This is a genomic window from Paraburkholderia xenovorans, from assembly GCF_046030735.1.
Classification (GTDB): domain Bacteria; phylum Pseudomonadota; class Gammaproteobacteria; order Burkholderiales; family Burkholderiaceae; genus Paraburkholderia; species Paraburkholderia xenovorans_A.
The window spans coordinates 55,587-72,308 of sequence record NZ_JAQQBV010000028.1 but is presented as its reverse complement, the minus strand read 5'-3'; the positions used below and the strand labels follow the sequence as shown (position 1 = coordinate 72,308).

Here is a 16,722-nt window from a genome sequence, read left to right as displayed (position 1 = left end):
GAACCAGTCCAGCATCAATCACCCTGAGGGAATGCCATGAAACGTTTGTGGGCCGCGCCGTTGTGCGCGCTGTCGATATCGACGGTGTTTGCCGCCGAACCCGCCACCTGCCGCGACGTGCGGTTCGCCGACGTCGGCTGGACCGACATTGCGGCGACGACCGGGCTGGCTTCGACCGTGCTCGAAGGGCTCGGCTACAAGCCGACCAAGACGATCGCCTCGGTGCCGATCACGTTTGCCGGCGTGAAGAGCAAACAGATCGACGTATTCCTCGGCTACTGGTCGCCCACGATGGACCCGATGATCGACCCGTTCAAGAAAAGCGGTCAGATCGCGGTGCTGCCCACGCCGAATCTGACCGGCGCGAAATACACGCTGGCCGTGCCGGACTACGCGTATCAGGCCGGCATCAAATCGTTCGCGGATATCGCGAAGAACTACGACAAGCTCGACGGCAAGATCTACGGTATCGAACCGGGTAACGACGGCAATGCGTTGATCAAGAAGATGATCGACAGCAATCAGTACGGTCTCGGCAAATTCAAGCTGGTCGAATCGAGCGAAGCGGGCATGCTGGTCGAGGTGAATCGCGCGATTCGCGAGAAGAAGCCGATCGTGTTTCTCGGCTGGGAACCGCATCCGATGAACGTGCAGATGAAGATCGACTATCTGACCGGCGGCGACGACGTATTCGGCCCGAACTACGGTGAAGCCCGAGTGCTGACCGTCACGCCGACCGATTACTCGGCGCGTTGCCCGAATGTCGCGAAGCTGGTGGCGAATCTGCACTTCACGACCGACATCGAAAACCACGTGATGCTGCCGATCATGAACAAGACCGATCCGAACAAGGCGGCGCGCGAGTGGTTGAAGGCGAACCCGGCCGTGCTCGACAAATGGCTCGCGGGCGTGAAGACGTTCGACGGCAAGGACGGCTTGCCGGCAGTGAAGGCGTACGTGGCGGCGGGGCAATAAAGCATTGCATCGAGGCGTTAAAAAAACGGGCTCAGATCGCCTGAGCCCGGCCCGGAAAAGTTTCGTCGTACCCCGCGCCGTCTTCCGCTTCGGCGGCTGTGCCGCGCTGCTCGCGGTACATCATCGGCGGCAAGCCGAACTGCTTGCGGAATTCGCGGCCCAGATGCGACGCATCGGAAAACCCGCAACTCGACGCGATATCCGCGACCGTCTTATCCGAACTCGTCAGCAGCCATGCGGCCGTGCGCAAGCGAACCTGCTTCGCGTAAGCCTGCGGCGCCTTACCGGTTTGCGCCTTGAAAAGCCGCTCGAGTTGACGCGGCGACAGATCGAGCCTGCGCGCCAGTTCATCGAGCGGCAGCGAACGCCCCACGTGCTGCTCCATTAGCAGAATCGCGCGCTTCACCTTCGGATGCGCGGCCGGCGCGAGACCGGGCGGATGCGGTTGCGGTGCGTTGCCCTTCTGCATGTCGTCGACCAGCAGAATGCGCAGCGCCTTCTGCACGGTGGCGGTTTCGAAGTGACGCAGCAGAATCGCCGCGGCCACGTCGATCGACGCCCGGCCGCCCGAGCAGGTAATGCGCCGCCGGTCGATCACGAACAGCCGGTCCGCGACCAGCGCTTCCTCGTTCACCGCAGGAAAGCGTTCGATGAAATCCCAGTAGTGAAACCAGCTCACGCAAATCCGGTGACCTTCCAGTACGCCGGCACGCATCAGCGAGAACACGCCGGTGCACATGCCGACCAGCGTTGCATTGGTGGCGGCGGCGCGGCGGATGAACGCGAGCGTTGCGTCGTTCGCGGCCGGTCCCGAATGCAGCAGGCCGCCGACCACCACCACGTAGTCGAACGGTTCGGCGTGGTCGAAGGTTTCCCACGGCGTGATCTGGATCCCGCAACTCGCGCGCACCGGAGCGAGGGTTTCCCCTATCACGCTCCACGAACAACGCACCGGTTTGCTGAAGTCACCTTCGTCCGCGGACAGGCGCAACAGGTCGACGAAACCCGAGAACGCGGTCAGCGTGAAATTCGGCAGCAGGATGATCCCGAAGCGGATGCGCTGCTTCGAGGTGCCGTCGATCGATTGTAGGGGGAGCGTTTCAGCGGAATTCATGCACGCGGCGAGCCAGGGAATCAAGGTTGAAACAAGGATAGCACTGGCACCAGCATCGCCAGCCGCAAGCGGTGCGCCTGTCGCAAATGCGTCAGAAGTCTTCGCAAATCCGCCTTGGCACTTTGCGCCCGGTGCGCTTCACGCCACTATTGACGCCACTATCCCAGCGCGATGCCGTTTTTATTCTATCGGTCCAATTTGGCGTGCGGTGCAATAGGGGCTAGTTGAGCGGCGAGTGGACGCCGAACCCGGCAACCTCGCTATGGCAACGCATAAGGCACACCATGAACGTCAGCGTTTTCGATCTGTTCAAGATCGGTATCGGTCCTTCGAGCTCGCATACGGTCGGACCGATGATCGCCGCCTGCCGCTTCGCCTCGCATATCGAAGACGCGAATCTGCTCGGTTTCGTGCGCCGCGTGAAGGTCGAACTGTTCGGCTCGCTCGGCGCGACCGGCAAGGGTCACGGCACGGATAAAGCGGTGCTGCTCGGCCTCGAAGGCAATCTGCCCGATCTGATCGACCCGGACATCGTCGAGCCGCGCCTCGACGCGATTCGCGCGACGAAGCAACTAATGCTGCTCGGCAAGCATCCGGTGAAATTCGACGAGCGCGAGCAACTCGGCTTTTTTCGCAAGCTGATGCCGGGCGCACCGGGTTCGGGCATCGTGCATCCGAACGGGATGCGTTTTCAGGCGTTCGATGAAAACGGTCAACTGCTGGTGGAGAAGGAGTATTACTCGATCGGCGGCGGCTTTGTCGTCAATCGCGACGGCGATCGCGTCAACGGCCTGCGCGCGGGCGGCGACGTGCCGCATCCGTTTCGCACCGGCGACGATCTGATGCGCGTGTGCCGCGAAACGGGTTTGTCGATCGCGCAGGTCGCGCTGAAGAACGAATGCGCGGCGCGTTCCGAACAGGAAGTGCGCGACGGTCTGCTGGCCATCTGGCGCACGATGTCGGCGTGTGTCGAACGCGGTTGCAAGGTGCGCGGCGAACTGCCGGGCCCGATGCATGTGAAGCGCCGCGCCGCCGACCTGTGCGCGCAATTGCGCTCGCGTTCCGAAGAGTCGCTGCGCGATCCGCTGTCGATGCTCGACTGGGTCAACCTGTACGCCATGGCCGTCAACGAAGAGAACGCGGCCGGCGGCCGCGTGGTCACTGCGCCGACCAACGGTGCGGCGGGCGTGATTCCGGCGGTGCTGCATTACTACGTGAAGTTCATGCATGCATCGAACGACGAAGGGATCGTGACCTTCCTGCTGACTGCCGCGGCGATCGGGATCATCTACAAGGAAACTGCATCGATCTCGGGCGCCGAAGTGGGTTGTCAGGGCGAAGTGGGCGTTGCCTGCTCGATGGCCGCCGCCGCGCTCGCCGCGGTCATGGGCGGCACGCCGACGCAAGTCGAGAACGCCGCCGAGATCGGCATGGAACACAACCTCGGGATGACCTGCGATCCGGTCGGCGGACTCGTGCAGATCCCCTGCATCGAGCGCAACGCGATGGGCGCGATCAAGGCGCTGAACGCCGCGCGCATGGCGATGAAGGGCGACGGTCAGCACTACGTGTCGCTCGACAACGTCATCAAGACGATGCGCGAAACCGGCGCGGACATGAAGACCAAATACAAGGAGACGTCGCGCGGCGGACTGGCCGTGAACGTCATCGAATGCTGACAGTGCCCGAGTAACAATCAAGGACCAACGATGAGCCGCTATTCGATATTCAGCCTGCTGCGCAACGGGATGTCGTATCACGAGAACTGGGAGCGTCAGTGGAAGAGCCCCGAGCCGAAGCGTGAATACGATGTCGTGATCGTCGGCGGCGGCGGGCATGGTCTCGCCACCGCGTATTACCTCGCGAAAGAGCATGGCGTGCGCAATATCGCAGTGCTGGAGAAAGGCTGGATCGGCGGCGGCAATACCGCGCGCAATACGACGATCGTGCGGTCGAACTACCTGTGGGACGAATCGGCCGCGCTCTACGAAAAGGCGATGAAGCTGTGGGAAGGCTTGTCGCAGGATCTGAACTACAACGTGATGTTCAGCCAGCGCGGCGTGATGAATCTCGCGCACACGCTGCAGGACGTGCGCGACACCGAGCGGCGTGTGAATGCGAACCGGCTGAACGGCGTGGATGCCGAGTTCCTCACGCCCGCGCAAATCAAGGAAATCGAGCCGACCATCAATCTGAATAGCCGTTATCCGGTGCTCGGCGCGTCGATTCAGCGGCGCGGCGGTGTCGCGCGGCACGACGCGGTGGCGTGGGGTTTCGCGCGCGGCGCGGATCAGGCCGGCGTGGATATCGTGCAGAACTGCCAGGTCGTCGGGATTCGCCGCGACGGCGCTCAGGTCACCGGCGTGGACACCACGAAGGGTTTCATCAAGGCGAAGAAAGTGGCGATCGTCGCGGCGGGCAATACGTCCACGCTCGCCGATATGGCCGGCGTGCGCCTGCCGCTGGAGAGCCATCCGTTGCAAGCGCTGGTGTCGGAGCCGATCAAACCGGTCGTCAATACCGTGGTGATGTCGAACGCGGTGCACGCGTATATCAGCCAGTCCGACAAGGGCGATCTGGTGATCGGCGCGGGTGTCGATCAATACACGGGCTTCGGTCAGCGCGGCAGTTTCCAGATCATCGAGGGCACGCTCGAGGCGATCGTCGAAATGTTCCCGGTGTTTTCCCGCGTGCGGATGAACCGGCAGTGGGGCGGCATCGTCGACGTATCGCCCGATGCATGCCCGATCATCAGCAAGACCGACGTGAAGGGCCTCTATTTCAATTGCGGTTGGGGTACGGGCGGCTTCAAGGCGACGCCGGGATCGGGCTGGGCCTACGCGCACACCATCGCGAAGGACGAACCGCATCCATTGAACGCGCCGTTCTCGCTGGATCGTTTCTATACCGGCCATCTGATCGACGAACACGGCGCTGCCGCCGTCGCCCATTAACGCTTACGCACGGGAAAAACAATGCTGCTGATCGAATGCCCATGGTGCGGGCCGCGCGCCGAAACCGAATTCTCCTGCGGCGGCGAAGCGGATATCGCGCGCCCGCTCGACACCGAGCAACTCACCGATAAGGAATGGGGCGATTACCTGTTCATGCGCAAGAACCCGCGCGGCGTGCAGCGCGAACAATGGCTGCATGCGCAAGGCTGCCGCCGCTGGTTCAAGGCGCAGCGCGACACGGTGAGCTATGAAATTCAGGGTTACGAGACGTTCGAGCGTCCACAACTCGCGCTGGACAGCAACGAGAGCAACGCACCAGAGGGTAAAACAGCATGAGCCAGACAGACCGACTCCCCGGCGGCGGCCGCATCAACCGCGCGATCGTGCTGACGTTCACGTTCAACGGCCGCCGATACCAGGGCTATCAGGGCGACACGCTGGCCTCCGCGTTGCTCGCCAACGGCGTGCATTTCGTCGCGCGTAGCTGGAAATATCACCGGCCGCGCGGCATCGTGACGGCGGGCGTGGAAGAACCGAATGCGGTCGTGCAACTCGAAACCGGCGCATACACGGTGCCGAATGCGCGCGCGACGGAGATCGAGTTGTATCAGGGGCTCGTGGCGACCAGCGTGAATGCGAAGCCGAGCATCGAGAAAGACCGGATGGCGGTCAATCAGAAGATTGCGCGTTTCATTCCGGCCGGTTTCTACTACAAGACTTTCATGTGGCCGCGCAAGTTCTGGCCGAAGTACGAAGAAGTGATTCGCGACGCAGCGGGTCTCGGCAAGGCGCCCGAGCAAACCGACGCGGACCGCTACGACAAGTGCTTTGCGCATTGCGACGTGCTGGTGGTCGGCGGCGGCCCGACGGGTCTCGCGGCCGCGCACGCGGCGGCGTTGTCCGGCGCGCGCGTGACGCTGGTCGACGATCAGCCGGAGCTCGGCGGCTCGCTGCTGTCGTGCCGCACGGATATCGACGGCAAGCCGGCGCTGCAATGGGTGCACAAGATCGAGGACGAACTGCGCCAGATGCCCGACGTGAAGATCCTGTCGCGCAGCACGGCGTTCGGCTATCAGGACCATAACCTCGTGACGGTCACGCAGCGTCTCACCGAGCATTTGCCGGTCACGCAGCGCAAGGGCACGCGCGAGCTGATGTGGAAGATCCGCACGAAACGCGTGATTCTCGCGACCGGCGCGCACGAACGGCCGATCGTGTTCGGCAACAACGATCTGCCTGGCGTGATGCTGGCGTCGGCGGTGTCGACTTATCTGCATCGTTATGCGGTGCTGCCGGGCCGCAATGCGGTGGTGTTCACGAACAACGACGACGGTTATCAATGTGCGCTGGATCTGAAGTCGGCCGGCGCGCAGGTGACCGTGGTCGATCCGCGTGCGAGCGAATCGAAGGGCACGTTGCCCGCGCTCGCGCGCCGCCACGGCGTCAAGGTGATGAACGGCGCCGTGGTGACGGCGGCGCGCGGCAAGTTGCGGGTGGCGTCGGTGGAGGTGGCGTCGTATTCGAACGGACAGGTCGGTGCGAAGCAGGCCGATGTGGCCTGCGATCTGCTCGCGATGTCCGGCGGCTGGAGCCCGGTGCTGCATCTGTTCGCGCAGTCGGGCGGCAAGGCGCATTGGCACGACGACAAAGCCTGTTTCGTGCCGGGCAAGGCGATGCAGGCTGAGACCAGCGTCGGCGCGTGCGCGGGCGATTTCACGCTGGGCCGGGGCATCCGTTTCGCGGTCGATGCGGGTGTGGAGGCGGCGCGCGCCGCCGGCCATATCGTTTCGCGGCCGAATCCGGTGCAGGTGGTCGAAATCGCGGAAACGAAGATGCAGCCGTTGTGGCTCGTCGGCGGACGCGAACTTGCCGCGCGCGGCCCGAAACAGTTTGTCGACTTCCAGAACGACGTGTCCGCAGCCGATATTTTTCTTGCCGCACGCGAAGGCTTCGAATCGGTCGAGCACGTGAAGCGCTATACCGCGATGGGCTTCGGCACCGATCAGGGCAAGCTCGGCAACATCAACGGCATGGCGATTCTCGCGCAGGCGTTGGGCAAGACGATTCCCGAAACCGGCACGACCACGTTCCGCCCGAACTACACGCCGGTCACTTTCGGCACGTTCGCGGGGCGCGAGCTCGGCGAGTTTCTCGATCCGGTGCGCAAGACGGCGGTGCATGAATGGCACGTCGAAAACGGCGCGGCTTTCGAGGACGTCGGCAACTGGAAGCGCCCGTGGTACTTCCCGAAACCCGGCGAAGATCTACACGCCGCGGTGGCGCGCGAATCGCTGGCGGTGCGCACGAGCGTCGGCATACTCGACGCATCGACGCTCGGCAAGATCGATATTCAGGGCCCCGATTCGGCGAAGCTGCTGAACTGGGTCTACACGAATCCGTGGAGCAAGCTGGAAGTCGGCAAATGCCGCTACGGATTGATGCTCGACGAAAACGGCATGATCTTCGACGACGGCGTGACCGTGCGCCTCGCCGATCAGCATTACATGATGACCACCACCACCGGCGGCGCGGCGCGCGTGCTGACGTGGCTCGAACGCTGGCTGCAAACCGAATGGCCGGATATGCGCGTGCGGCTCGCATCGGTCACCGATCATTGGGCGACCTTCGCCGTGGTGGGGCCGAACAGCCGCAAGGTGCTGCAAAAGGTTTGCCACGACATCGACTTCGCGAACGCCGCGTTTCCGTTCATGAGTTATCGCGAAGGCACGGTGGCGGGCGCGGCCTCGCGCGTGATGCGCATCAGCTTCTCCGGCGAACTCGCTTATGAAGTCAACGTGCCCGCGAATGTCGGACGCGCGGTATGGGAAGCGTTGATGGCGGCCGGCGCGGAATTCGACATCACGCCGTACGGCACGGAAACTATGCACGTGCTGCGTGCCGAGAAGGGCTACATCATCGTCGGGCAGGACACCGACGGTTCGATGACGCCGCACGACGTCGGCATGGGCGGGCTGGTCGCGAAGTCGAAAGACTTTCTCGGCAAGCGTTCGTTGACGCGCTCGGACACCGCAAAAGCCGGACGCAAGCAACTGGTCGGGCTGCTCGCGGACGATCCTTCGTTCGTGATTCCCGAGGGCTCGCAGATCGTCGCCGGTCCGTTCCAGGGCGACACGGCGCCGATGCTCGGCCACGTCACGTCGAGCTATTACAGCCCGATCCTGAAGCGCTCGATCGCGATGGCCGTCGTGAAGGGCGGTCTCGACAAGATCGGCGAAACGGTCACGATTCCGCTCGCGAGCGGCAAACAGATTGCAGCGAAGGTCACCAGTTCGGTGTTCTACGACAGCGAAGGAGCACGTCAACATGTGGAATGAAACGAGAGGGACGCCGTCGGTGGTGGAGCGCGCGGTCGGCCAGCAAACGGGCGTGTGGCAGGAGTCGCCGCTGGTCGGTGCGGATGCGCTGCTGAAGAAGCATCAGGCGACGGCCTCAGCCGCGTTTCGTCTGAACGAGCGGCCGTTTCTGGAGCTCGTGAACGTGCGCGGCGATACGCGCGATGCCGCTTTCGTGCAGGCGGTGGAAAGCGTGCTCGGCGGCCGTGCGCCGGAGAAGCCGAACACGATCGTGCAAGGCAACGGCTACGACATGCTGTGGCTCGGGCCGGACGAATGGCTGGTGCGCTCGGCAGCGGCGCACGACGCGTCGCGCAGCGCGCCGCTGCAGGCCCGACTAGGTGCCGCGTTCGTGGGCGTGTTCGCGTCGGTGGTGGATATCGGCAGCGGCTATACGGTGCTCGATATCAGCGGCACGCGAACTCGCGAAGTGCTGGCGCGTGGCTGTCCGCTGGATCTGCATCCGAAGCTGTTCGGTGTCGGGCAGTGTGCGCAGAGCCATTATTTCAAGGCGTCGATGACGCTGGTGCCGACCGGCGCGGATAGCTTCGATATCGTCGTGCGCCGCAGCTTCGCCGACTACTTCGTGAAGATCATGCTCGATGCGGCCGAGCCGCTGATGTCGTGATGGCTGAGCGAGCCGTGTGCCGGTGTGTCGCGCGCGGCTCGTTCAGCTGTTGCAGGTCTCGCTTGATATGACCTCGACTCGTCTCGCCACCGCGCGTCTCACCGAACGCGCATGCCAGCAAGGCGATGCGCATGCGGCACTCGCGTTGCTCGAGCAAAGCATCGCGCTGCGGCACCGGCGCATCGCGCTGATCCGTTATCTGCTCGCGCAACAACTCGGCGCGCCGCTGCAAGCGCGTCATCACGAATACGTTCAGAAAATCGCCGCGCGGCTGAGTGCGGATGCGCTCGCGCGCATCGCGGATACCGCGCGTTCGCGGCTGCGGGCCTGACGCGATTTCACGCGACGCCCCCGTTCCATCCAGATGACGTATTTCTTCTATGTCGGCGATTTATGTCGACGTCTACTGAAAACGCATTGATTCTGCGCATGGTTCCAGGTGCTCACAAATAACTGCCGCTATAGTCCGTTCTGCCAGAGGGCTGTTACACGCGTTAGATCTTGTAGGGAACGCGCACACCCGGTTCGTTTGCAGGGAAGTCTTTAGTATTGCGCGAAACGAGCAGCAGGGAGTTTTCTTGCGCTGACGCCCAGACGATGGCGTCTGGCAGACGAATGCGTCTTTCCTTGCGAATCTCGACAGCACGGTTTGCAATTGCGCTGTCGAGTCCAATTACTTCAAACGAACCAAGCCATCCACGAATTGCATCCTCGTCCTCTGCTGGAGTACCGACAAGGATTTCCATCCAGGTAATTGTGCTAATGGCTCTGCGTTTGTAACGTGCCAGCTCTTTCTTCGCAGCGCTAATGCCGCCGAGATAGTCGATCAGAATATTTGTGTCGAAAAGTGCGTTTACCATTCTGAGCGAAGTTCCTGCTGATATTCAAGACCGTCAATCTTCCTGGTTTTCCATAGCCCGAAAACCTCGGTTCCGCGCGCGCGTTTATGCAATGAAATGTATGCTTCAATCGCGTCGCGAATCACTGCGGCCCGAGGGCGTTGCTCCGCCTCAACGAGTACAGCCAATTCCTCGACCTGAGCATCGGGCAAATCAATGAGAATTCGGCTCATGCGTACCTCCATGTTGATATATACATATCATATATCAGTCTGCTTTGTCTCGCAAGAAAACCGTTTTGCCGCTTTTGCGTGAGCACTCGGAAAATGCGGTTCAGACCGCTGCCACGTCCCGCTTCCTCGAAACCACCCCGTTCGCCACGAAGTACGGCGTCTCCACTCGCGCCAGCGCCTCACGCCCACGAATCCGATCGGCGATCTTCTCCGCCAGCATGATGGTCGGTGCGTTCAGATTGCCGGTGGTGATCTGCGGCATGATCGACGCATCGACCACGCGAAGCCCGTCCATACCATGTACGCGTCCTTCGCTATCGACCACGGCCATCTCGTCATAGCCCATCTTGCACGAGCACGAAGGATGAAACGCGGTCTCCGCGCGATTGCGTACGAAGCTGTCGAGTTGTTCGTCCGAGCGTAGTTCCGCGCCCGGATTCAGCTCGCGCCCGCGATAACGATCGAGCGCCGGCTGCTGCATGATCTCGCGCGTGATACGGATCGCGTCGCGGAATTCGCGCCAGTCGAGTGGATCGGCCATGTAGTTGAACAGAATGCCCGGATGCGCGGCCGGATCACGCGACGTGAGCTTCACGCGGCCGCGGCTCGGCGAGCGCATTGAACCGACGTGCGCCTGGAAGCCGTGCATTTTGATCGCATTCGAGCCGTTGTAATTGATCGCGACCGGCAGAAAGTGATACTGGATGTTCGGCCACGGATCGTCGTCGCGAGTGCGGATGAAACCGCCTGCTTCGAACTGATTGCTCGCACCGATCCCGGTGCCTTTGAGCATCCACTCGAGTCCGATGCCGGGCTGATTCCACCATTGCAGTGCCGGATATAGCGAAACGGGTTCCTTGCACTCGTACTGGATATACATCTCCAGATGATCCTGCAGGTTTTCGCCGACGCCCGGCAGATCGTGCACGAGCGGTACGTCCAGTTCGCGCAGCCAACTCGATCGTCCTACACCCGAGCGTTGCAGCAATTGCGGCGAAGCGATCGCGCCGCTGCACACCAGCACCTCGCGGCGCGCGTGAGCCGTGACTTGTGCGCCATGATGCAGATAGGCGACGCCGATCGCCCGCTTGCCCGAGAACAACACGCGATCGCTGAGCGCATGCGTGACGATCGTGAGGTTCGCGCGCGTCTTCGCGCGATCCAGATAGCCGCGCGCCGTACTCGCGCGCCTGCCGTGCGGCGTGACCGTGCGGTCCATCGGGCCGAAGCCTTCCTGCTGGTAGCCGTTCAGATCGTCGGTACGTGGAAAGCCTGCTTGCACGCCGGCTTCCACCATCGCCGCGAACAACGGGTTGTTGCCGGGCTTGCTGGTGGTCACATGCACCGGGCCGTCGCCGCCGTGATACGGATTCGCGCCGATGTCGCGTGTTTCCGCTTTGCGGAAGTAGGGCAGGCAATCCAGATAGGTCCAGTTTTCAAGGCCTTTTCGTGCGGCCCAGCCGTCGTAATCGAGTGCATTGCCGCGGATGTAGCACATGCCGTTGATCAGCGACGAGCCGCCCAGGCCCTTGCCGCGTCCGCACTCCATGCGGCGGTTGTTCATGTGCGGCTCGGGGTCGGTCTCGTACGCCCAGTTGTAGCGGCGCCCTTGCAACGGATAGGCGAGCGCGGCGGGCATCTGCGTGCGGAAGTCGAAACGGTAGTCCGGGCCGCCTGCTTCGAGCAGCAGCACGCTCACGTCCGCGTCTTCGGTCAGACGCGAAGCAAGCACATTGCCCGCCGAACCCGCGCCGACGATGATGTAGTCGTATTCGTTCGAGGCCATCGCCGTTCTCCTCAGAAAACCGGTTGATACGGGCCGAGTTCGACCTGCACGGATTTGATGCGCGTGTAGTGCTCAAGCGTCGTGATGCCGTTTTCGCGGCCCACGCCCGATTGCTTGTATCCGCCCACCGGCATTTCCGCCGGCGATTCGCCCCACGTATTGATCCAGCAGATGCCGGCTTCGAGCCGATGAATCACGCGATGCGCGCGCGATAGATTCTCGGTGACGACGCCCGCGGCGAGTCCGTAAGCGGTATGGTTCGCGCGCGCGATGGCTTCGTCTTCGCTGTCGAAAACCAGGATGCTCATCACCGGCCCGAAGATTTCTTCGCGCACGATGCGCATGCTGTCGTCGCAAGCAGTGAAGACCGTCGGCTCGACGTATTGGCCGCGGCCGAAATGACCGTCGGTCAGGCGCTTGCCGCCCGCGAGCAAACGCGCGCCTTCCTGAATGCCGCTTTCGATGTAGCTCAGCACCTTCTGCAATTGCGCCGCGCTGACTAGCGGGCCGAAATTGGTTTGTGCTTCCGTCGGCGCGCCGACGCGAATCCGCTTCACCCGCTCCTGCACCAGCGTTTCGAAGCGTTCGAGCACGCCGCGCTGCACGAAGACCCGCGTGCCGTTGGTGCACACCTGGCCCGAGCTGAAGAAGTTGGCGCTCATCGCGATGTCGGCCGCGCGTTCGAGGTTGGCGTCGTCGAATACCAGCAAGGGGGACTTGCCGCCGAGTTCCATCGTCACTTCCTTCAGCGACGACGCGCCCGCGAGCGACATCACCTTCTTGCCCGTTTCGACGCCGCCGGTGAACGAAATTTTCTCGATGCCCGGATGCGCGGCCAGCATCGCGCCGACACTGCCGCCGCCCTGCACGACATTGAACACACCTGCCGGCACGCCGGCCTCGGTATAGATCTCCGCGAGTTTCAGCGCCGACAGCGGTGTGATTTCGCTCGGCTTGAAGATCATCGCGTTGCCGGCGGCGAGTGCCGGCGCCGATTTCCAGCAGGCGATCTGGATCGGGTAATTCCATGCGCCGATGCCCGCGCAGACGCCGAGCGGCTCGCGCCGCGTGTACACGAACGACGACGGCCGCAACGGAATCTGCTGGCCTTCGATCGCGGTGGTGAGGCCCGCGTAGTACTCGATCACGTCCGCGCCGGTGACGATGTCGACGGCCCGCGTTTCCGCAACCGGCTTGCCGGTGTCGCGCGTTTCGAGTTCCGCGAGTTCGTCGTTGCGCTCGCGCAGCAAATCGACCGCGCGGCGCAGGATGCGCGAACGCTGCATCGCAGTGAGCGCGGCCCATTCGCGCTGACCTGCGCGTGCCGATTGCACCGCACGGTCGACGTCGGCAGCGGATGCCTGTTGCACGGTGGCGAGCGTTTCGCCGGTGGCGGGGTCGTAGGTCTCGAAGGTCTCTCCGCCTGTCGCGTCGACGTAGGCGCCGCCTATGTAGAGACGTTGCGTTGCGAATGCGGGCATGGCCGTACTCCTTTGTGTCAGAGAGATTCAGTGGTCCGCGTGCAGTTCAACCGCGGGCTTCGAGGACCATGTCGATGTAGTCGTTGGCCGTGCGCAGTGCCGCTTTGGTGTCGAACGGTTCGCCCCCGAGTGCGCCGCGCAGCCAGAGTCCGTCGATTAGCGCGGCGAGGCCGCTGGCCGCGCGCCGCGCGGCCGGGCGCGGCAGCACCTTCGAAAAATCCGCGCACAAATTCGAATTCAGACGGCGCGTGTTCACGTATTGCAGCCGGCGCAGTGACGGCTTGTGCATGCTTTCCGACCAGAACGCGAGCCAGGTTTTCATGACGGGTCCGCTGGTCTGCCCGGCGTCGAAATTCGCGGCGACCACTGCGCGCAGTTTCGATCGCGGATCGGCCTTTGCGGCGCGCCGCCGCCGCGACGTGGCCTGCCATAGATCGCGCAGCACGTGGCGCATGGTGGCTTCGAGCAGACCGTCCTTGTCGCCGAAATAGTGGCTGACGATGCCGGTGGAAATGCTCGCGCGCTGCGCGACGGACGCGAGCGTGGCGCCGGCGAGGCCGGTTTGATCGATGGTCAGCAGCGTGGCGTCGATCAGTTGCGCGCGGCGGATTTCGCGCATTCCGAGTTTGGGCATGGTGCGGTTAGGGGCTGACAGGGGGCGGGTTGGAATCGAGTGGTCATGGTAGTTTTTTTATATTGAATGGTCAATCAAGAAAAAAGGCTCGCGCACAGCATGTCGGTTCCAGCCAAACCAACGTCGCGTTCGACCCAGGTCTTTTGCAGCAGCGGGCGCTACGCTCGTTACACGGTGCGCGCGAGGCCCTCCGGCATTGTCGGGCGCGCCGCTCACAAGACATGGAGACAAGCCAATGAGCAGCAATCGCGGCGTCGTATACGTGGGACAAGGCAAGGTGGAAGTGCAGTCAATCGACTATCCGAAGATGGTCGATCCGAGTGGCCGCGCGATCGGCCACGGTGTGATCCTGAAGGTGGTCAGCACGAATATTTGCGGCTCCGATCAGCACATGGTGCGCGGCCGTACGACCGCTGAAGTCGGTCTCGTGCTCGGCCACGAAATTACCGGCGAAGTGATCGAGATCGGCCGCGACGTCGAAACGCTGAAGATCGGCGATCTGGTTTCGGTGCCGTTCAACGTCGCGTGCGGTCGTTGTCCGACCTGCAAGGCGCAGCACACTGGCGTGTGCCTGAACGTGAATCCGTCACGCGCGGGCGGCGCGTATGGCTACGTGGACATGGGCGGCTGGATCGGCGGCCAGGCCGAATACGTGCTGGTGCCGTACGCCGACTTCAATCTGCTGAAATTCCCGGACCGCGCGCAGGCGATGTCGAAGATCCGCGATCTGACCTGCCTGTCCGACATTCTGCCGACCGGTTATCACGGTGCGGTGATGGCCGGCGTCAAACCGGGCGCGACCGTGTATATCGCCGGTGCGGGACCGGTCGGGATGGCGGCGGCCGCGTCGGCGCGCTTGCTGGGCGCGGCGTGCACGATCGTCGGCGATATGAACGAGGCGCGTCTTGCGCATGCGCGCAAGATGGGTTTCCAGACTATCGATCTGTCGAAAGACGCGACGCTCGGCGAACAGATCGAACAGATTCTCGGCAAACCGGAAGTGGATTGCGCGGTGGACTGCGTCGGCTTCGAAGCACACGGCCACGGCAGCAGCGGCGCGCAAGAGGAGGCGCCCGCCACCGTGCTCAATTCGCTGATGGAAATCACGCGGGCCGCGGGCGCAATCGGCATTCCGGGACTCTACGTGACCGACGATCCGGGTTCGACGGATGCGGCGGCGCGCAAGGGCAGTTTGAGCATCCGCTTCGGTCTCGGCTGGGCCAAGTCGCATTCGTTCCACACCGGGCAAACGCCGGTGATGAAGTACAACCACAACCTGATGCAGGCGATCTTGTGGGATCGTTTGCCGATCGCGGATATCGTCAATGTGACGGTGGTGTCGCTCGATGAAGCGCCCGAAGGTTATCGGCAATTCGATGGCGGCGCGCCGAAGAAGTTCGTGCTCGATCCGCATGGGTTGTTGAAGGCGGCTTGAGTAGGCGTGAAGTGACCTGACGCGGCTTGAAGTAAAACGACGGGACCGATTGGCTGATTGCCATCGGATCCCGCTGCTACTTGCGCTGTCAGACCACCACTAAGCCAGTATTACGCCGCCATCACCGGCGCGACCGCCGCGAGCGAAGGCGCCTGCTTGCGGCGTTCTCGCGTCGGCGCGGTGCCGAACGCGTCGCGATAACTCTTCGAGAAATGACAGGCCGACTGGAAGCCGCAGGCCATCGTGATATGCATGATCGACATATCGGTTTGCAGCAGCAACTCACGCGCACGGCGCAGACGCAGCGTCAGATAGTAGTGCGTCGGCGTCATCCCGAGATGCTCGCGGAACAGACGTTGCAATTGCCGCTGCGACATGCCGGCGAGTCGCGAAAGTTCTTCGCGCGACAACGGCTCCTCGATGTTGTTCTCCATCAGCGAGATCACTTCGAACAGCGACTTGTTGGCTGAACCGAGCCGCGCGACCAGCGGCATTTTCTGTTGCGCGCTCGTATCGCGCACATGTTCGACGATGAACTGCTCGGCGATCTGCGTAACCCGCGCGGTGCCGACGCGCGGTGCGATCAGGTTCAGCATCATGTCGAGCGGCGCGACGCCGCCCGTGCATGTAACGCGGTCGCGATCGATCACGAACAGTTCTTTCAGAAAACGCGTGTCGGGAAACTCTTCTTTCAGCGCCGACATGTTCTCCCAGTGAATCGCACACGCGTAGCCGGCCAGCAGACCGGCGCGCGCCAGCGCGTAGGTGCCGGTGCACAGGCTGCCGAGCACGCTGCCCATGCGGGCGAAGCGGCGTAGCGCGGAAAGATGGGCGGCGCTGGTAGCGCGTTGCACGTCGATGCCGCCGACCACGAACACGATATCCGGTTGGCCCACGCATTCGACCGGTCCGGTGTCGACGGAGAGTCCGTTGCTCGCTGTTACCGGTCCGCCTTCGGGACTCACGATCGACCAGCGGTAAAGCGTTTGTCCTGTCAGGTAGTTCGCCATCCGGAGGACTTCGATTGCGTTGGTGAACGCGATCATCGTGAAGTTCGGAACCGGCATGAATGCGAAGTGCGACAGCGACGCAGTGCGATCGGTGGACATGGGAGGAATGATTCCTTCGAATCTGTAATGTCGCGTCGCCGTGGGGAGCGGCGACTCCTGCAATTTTGAGGACTAGCGCAACTACCGTGCCATCAGGCTAAACCCTCGGTTGCGTGTCGAACGCGTTGGATAGCTAAACAAAAAGGCACCAGAACGGCGCTCCGAAGCGAAGCGACACGCA

At 62.8% G+C, this 16,722-nt stretch carries 15 protein-coding genes; 8 read left to right on the top strand and 7 right to left on the bottom strand.

What is annotated here, in order from left to right; all coding sequences use genetic code 11:
• Positions 1 to 36: 36 nt before the first annotated feature.
• On the top strand, positions 37 to 975 hold the full coding sequence (locus PQQ51_RS24830; protein ID WP_408499516.1) for a choline ABC transporter substrate-binding protein: 939 nt from the start codon (positions 37 to 39) through the stop codon (positions 973 to 975).
• Between the two features lie 31 nt (positions 976 to 1,006).
• Here the strand turns inward: PQQ51_RS24830 and PQQ51_RS24825 are convergent, their stop codons facing one another.
• The gene (locus PQQ51_RS24825; RefSeq protein ID WP_408499515.1) at positions 1,007 to 2,089 is read right to left on the bottom strand and encodes a GlxA family transcriptional regulator; all 1,083 of its coding nucleotides are present in this window, start codon (positions 2,087 to 2,089) and stop codon (positions 1,007 to 1,009) included.
• 284 nt (positions 2,090 to 2,373) lie between these two features.
• Between PQQ51_RS24825 and PQQ51_RS24820 the strand changes: the two genes are divergently transcribed.
• From PQQ51_RS24820 to PQQ51_RS24795, 6 genes are all read left to right on the top strand, one after another.
• Positions 2,374 to 3,768 (top strand): L-serine ammonia-lyase, encoded by a 1,395-nt coding sequence (locus PQQ51_RS24820; protein WP_408499513.1) that lies wholly within the window; start codon positions 2,374 to 2,376, stop codon positions 3,766 to 3,768.
• Positions 3,769 to 3,798: 30 nt separating this feature from the next.
• A complete protein-coding gene (locus PQQ51_RS24815) occupies positions 3,799 to 5,043 on the top strand; it encodes a sarcosine oxidase subunit beta family protein (protein WP_408499512.1) in 1,245 nt (414 codons plus the stop codon).
• A 21-nt stretch (positions 5,044 to 5,064) separates the two neighbouring features.
• Positions 5,065 to 5,379 (top strand): sarcosine oxidase subunit delta, encoded by a 315-nt coding sequence (locus PQQ51_RS24810; RefSeq protein WP_408499511.1) that lies wholly within the window; start codon positions 5,065 to 5,067, stop codon positions 5,377 to 5,379.
• The gene (locus tag PQQ51_RS24805) at positions 5,376 to 8,378 is read left to right on the top strand and encodes a sarcosine oxidase subunit alpha family protein (protein ID WP_408499510.1); all 3,003 of its coding nucleotides are present in this window, start codon (positions 5,376 to 5,378) and stop codon (positions 8,376 to 8,378) included. Before PQQ51_RS24810 ends, PQQ51_RS24805 begins: the two co-directional genes overlap by 4 nt.
• Positions 8,368 to 9,024, top strand: coding sequence for a sarcosine oxidase subunit gamma (locus tag PQQ51_RS24800; RefSeq protein WP_408499509.1), 657 nt, complete (start codon positions 8,368 to 8,370; stop codon positions 9,022 to 9,024). The genes PQQ51_RS24805 and PQQ51_RS24800 overlap by 11 nt, the downstream gene beginning before the upstream one ends.
• Before the next feature lie 67 nt (positions 9,025 to 9,091).
• Positions 9,092 to 9,355 carry a hypothetical protein gene (locus PQQ51_RS24795; protein ID WP_408499508.1) on the top strand — a complete coding sequence of 88 codons (264 nt, stop codon included), beginning with the start codon at positions 9,092 to 9,094 and terminating at the stop codon, positions 9,353 to 9,355.
• Positions 9,356 to 9,518: 163 nt separating this feature from the next.
• On the opposite strand, the gene PQQ51_RS24790 is transcribed toward PQQ51_RS24795, so the two are convergent.
• The 5 genes from PQQ51_RS24790 to betI form a co-directional block, all read right to left on the bottom strand.
• Positions 9,519 to 9,884, bottom strand: a complete 366-nt coding sequence (locus PQQ51_RS24790; protein WP_408499507.1) for a type II toxin-antitoxin system VapC family toxin — start codon at positions 9,882 to 9,884, stop codon at positions 9,519 to 9,521.
• Positions 9,878 to 10,096 (bottom strand): ribbon-helix-helix protein, CopG family, encoded by a 219-nt coding sequence (locus PQQ51_RS24785; protein WP_408499506.1) that lies wholly within the window; start codon positions 10,094 to 10,096, stop codon positions 9,878 to 9,880. Before PQQ51_RS24785 ends, PQQ51_RS24790 begins: the two co-directional genes overlap by 7 nt.
• Before the next feature lie 100 nt (positions 10,097 to 10,196).
• Positions 10,197 to 11,882, bottom strand: coding sequence for a choline dehydrogenase (gene betA, locus PQQ51_RS24780; protein WP_408499505.1), 1,686 nt, complete (start codon positions 11,880 to 11,882; stop codon positions 10,197 to 10,199).
• 11 nt (positions 11,883 to 11,893) lie between these two features.
• A complete protein-coding gene (gene betB / locus PQQ51_RS24775) occupies positions 11,894 to 13,363 on the bottom strand; it encodes a betaine-aldehyde dehydrogenase (protein WP_408499504.1) in 1,470 nt (489 codons plus the stop codon).
• Positions 13,364 to 13,409: 46 nt separating this feature from the next.
• Positions 13,410 to 13,997, bottom strand: a complete 588-nt coding sequence (gene betI, locus PQQ51_RS24770) for a transcriptional regulator BetI (protein ID WP_408499503.1) — start codon at positions 13,995 to 13,997, stop codon at positions 13,410 to 13,412.
• A 235-nt stretch (positions 13,998 to 14,232) separates the two neighbouring features.
• Here betI and fdhA point away from each other — a divergent pair, with 235 nt between their 5' ends.
• Entirely contained in the window at positions 14,233 to 15,432 is a 1,200-nt protein-coding gene (gene fdhA / locus PQQ51_RS24765; RefSeq protein ID WP_408499502.1) for a formaldehyde dehydrogenase, glutathione-independent, read from the top strand.
• A gap of 110 nt (positions 15,433 to 15,542) precedes the next feature.
• Here the strand turns inward: fdhA and PQQ51_RS24760 are convergent, their stop codons facing one another.
• A complete protein-coding gene (locus PQQ51_RS24760; protein WP_408499501.1) occupies positions 15,543 to 16,541 on the bottom strand; it encodes a GlxA family transcriptional regulator in 999 nt (332 codons plus the stop codon).
• Between the last annotated feature and the right edge of the window lie 181 nt (positions 16,542 to 16,722).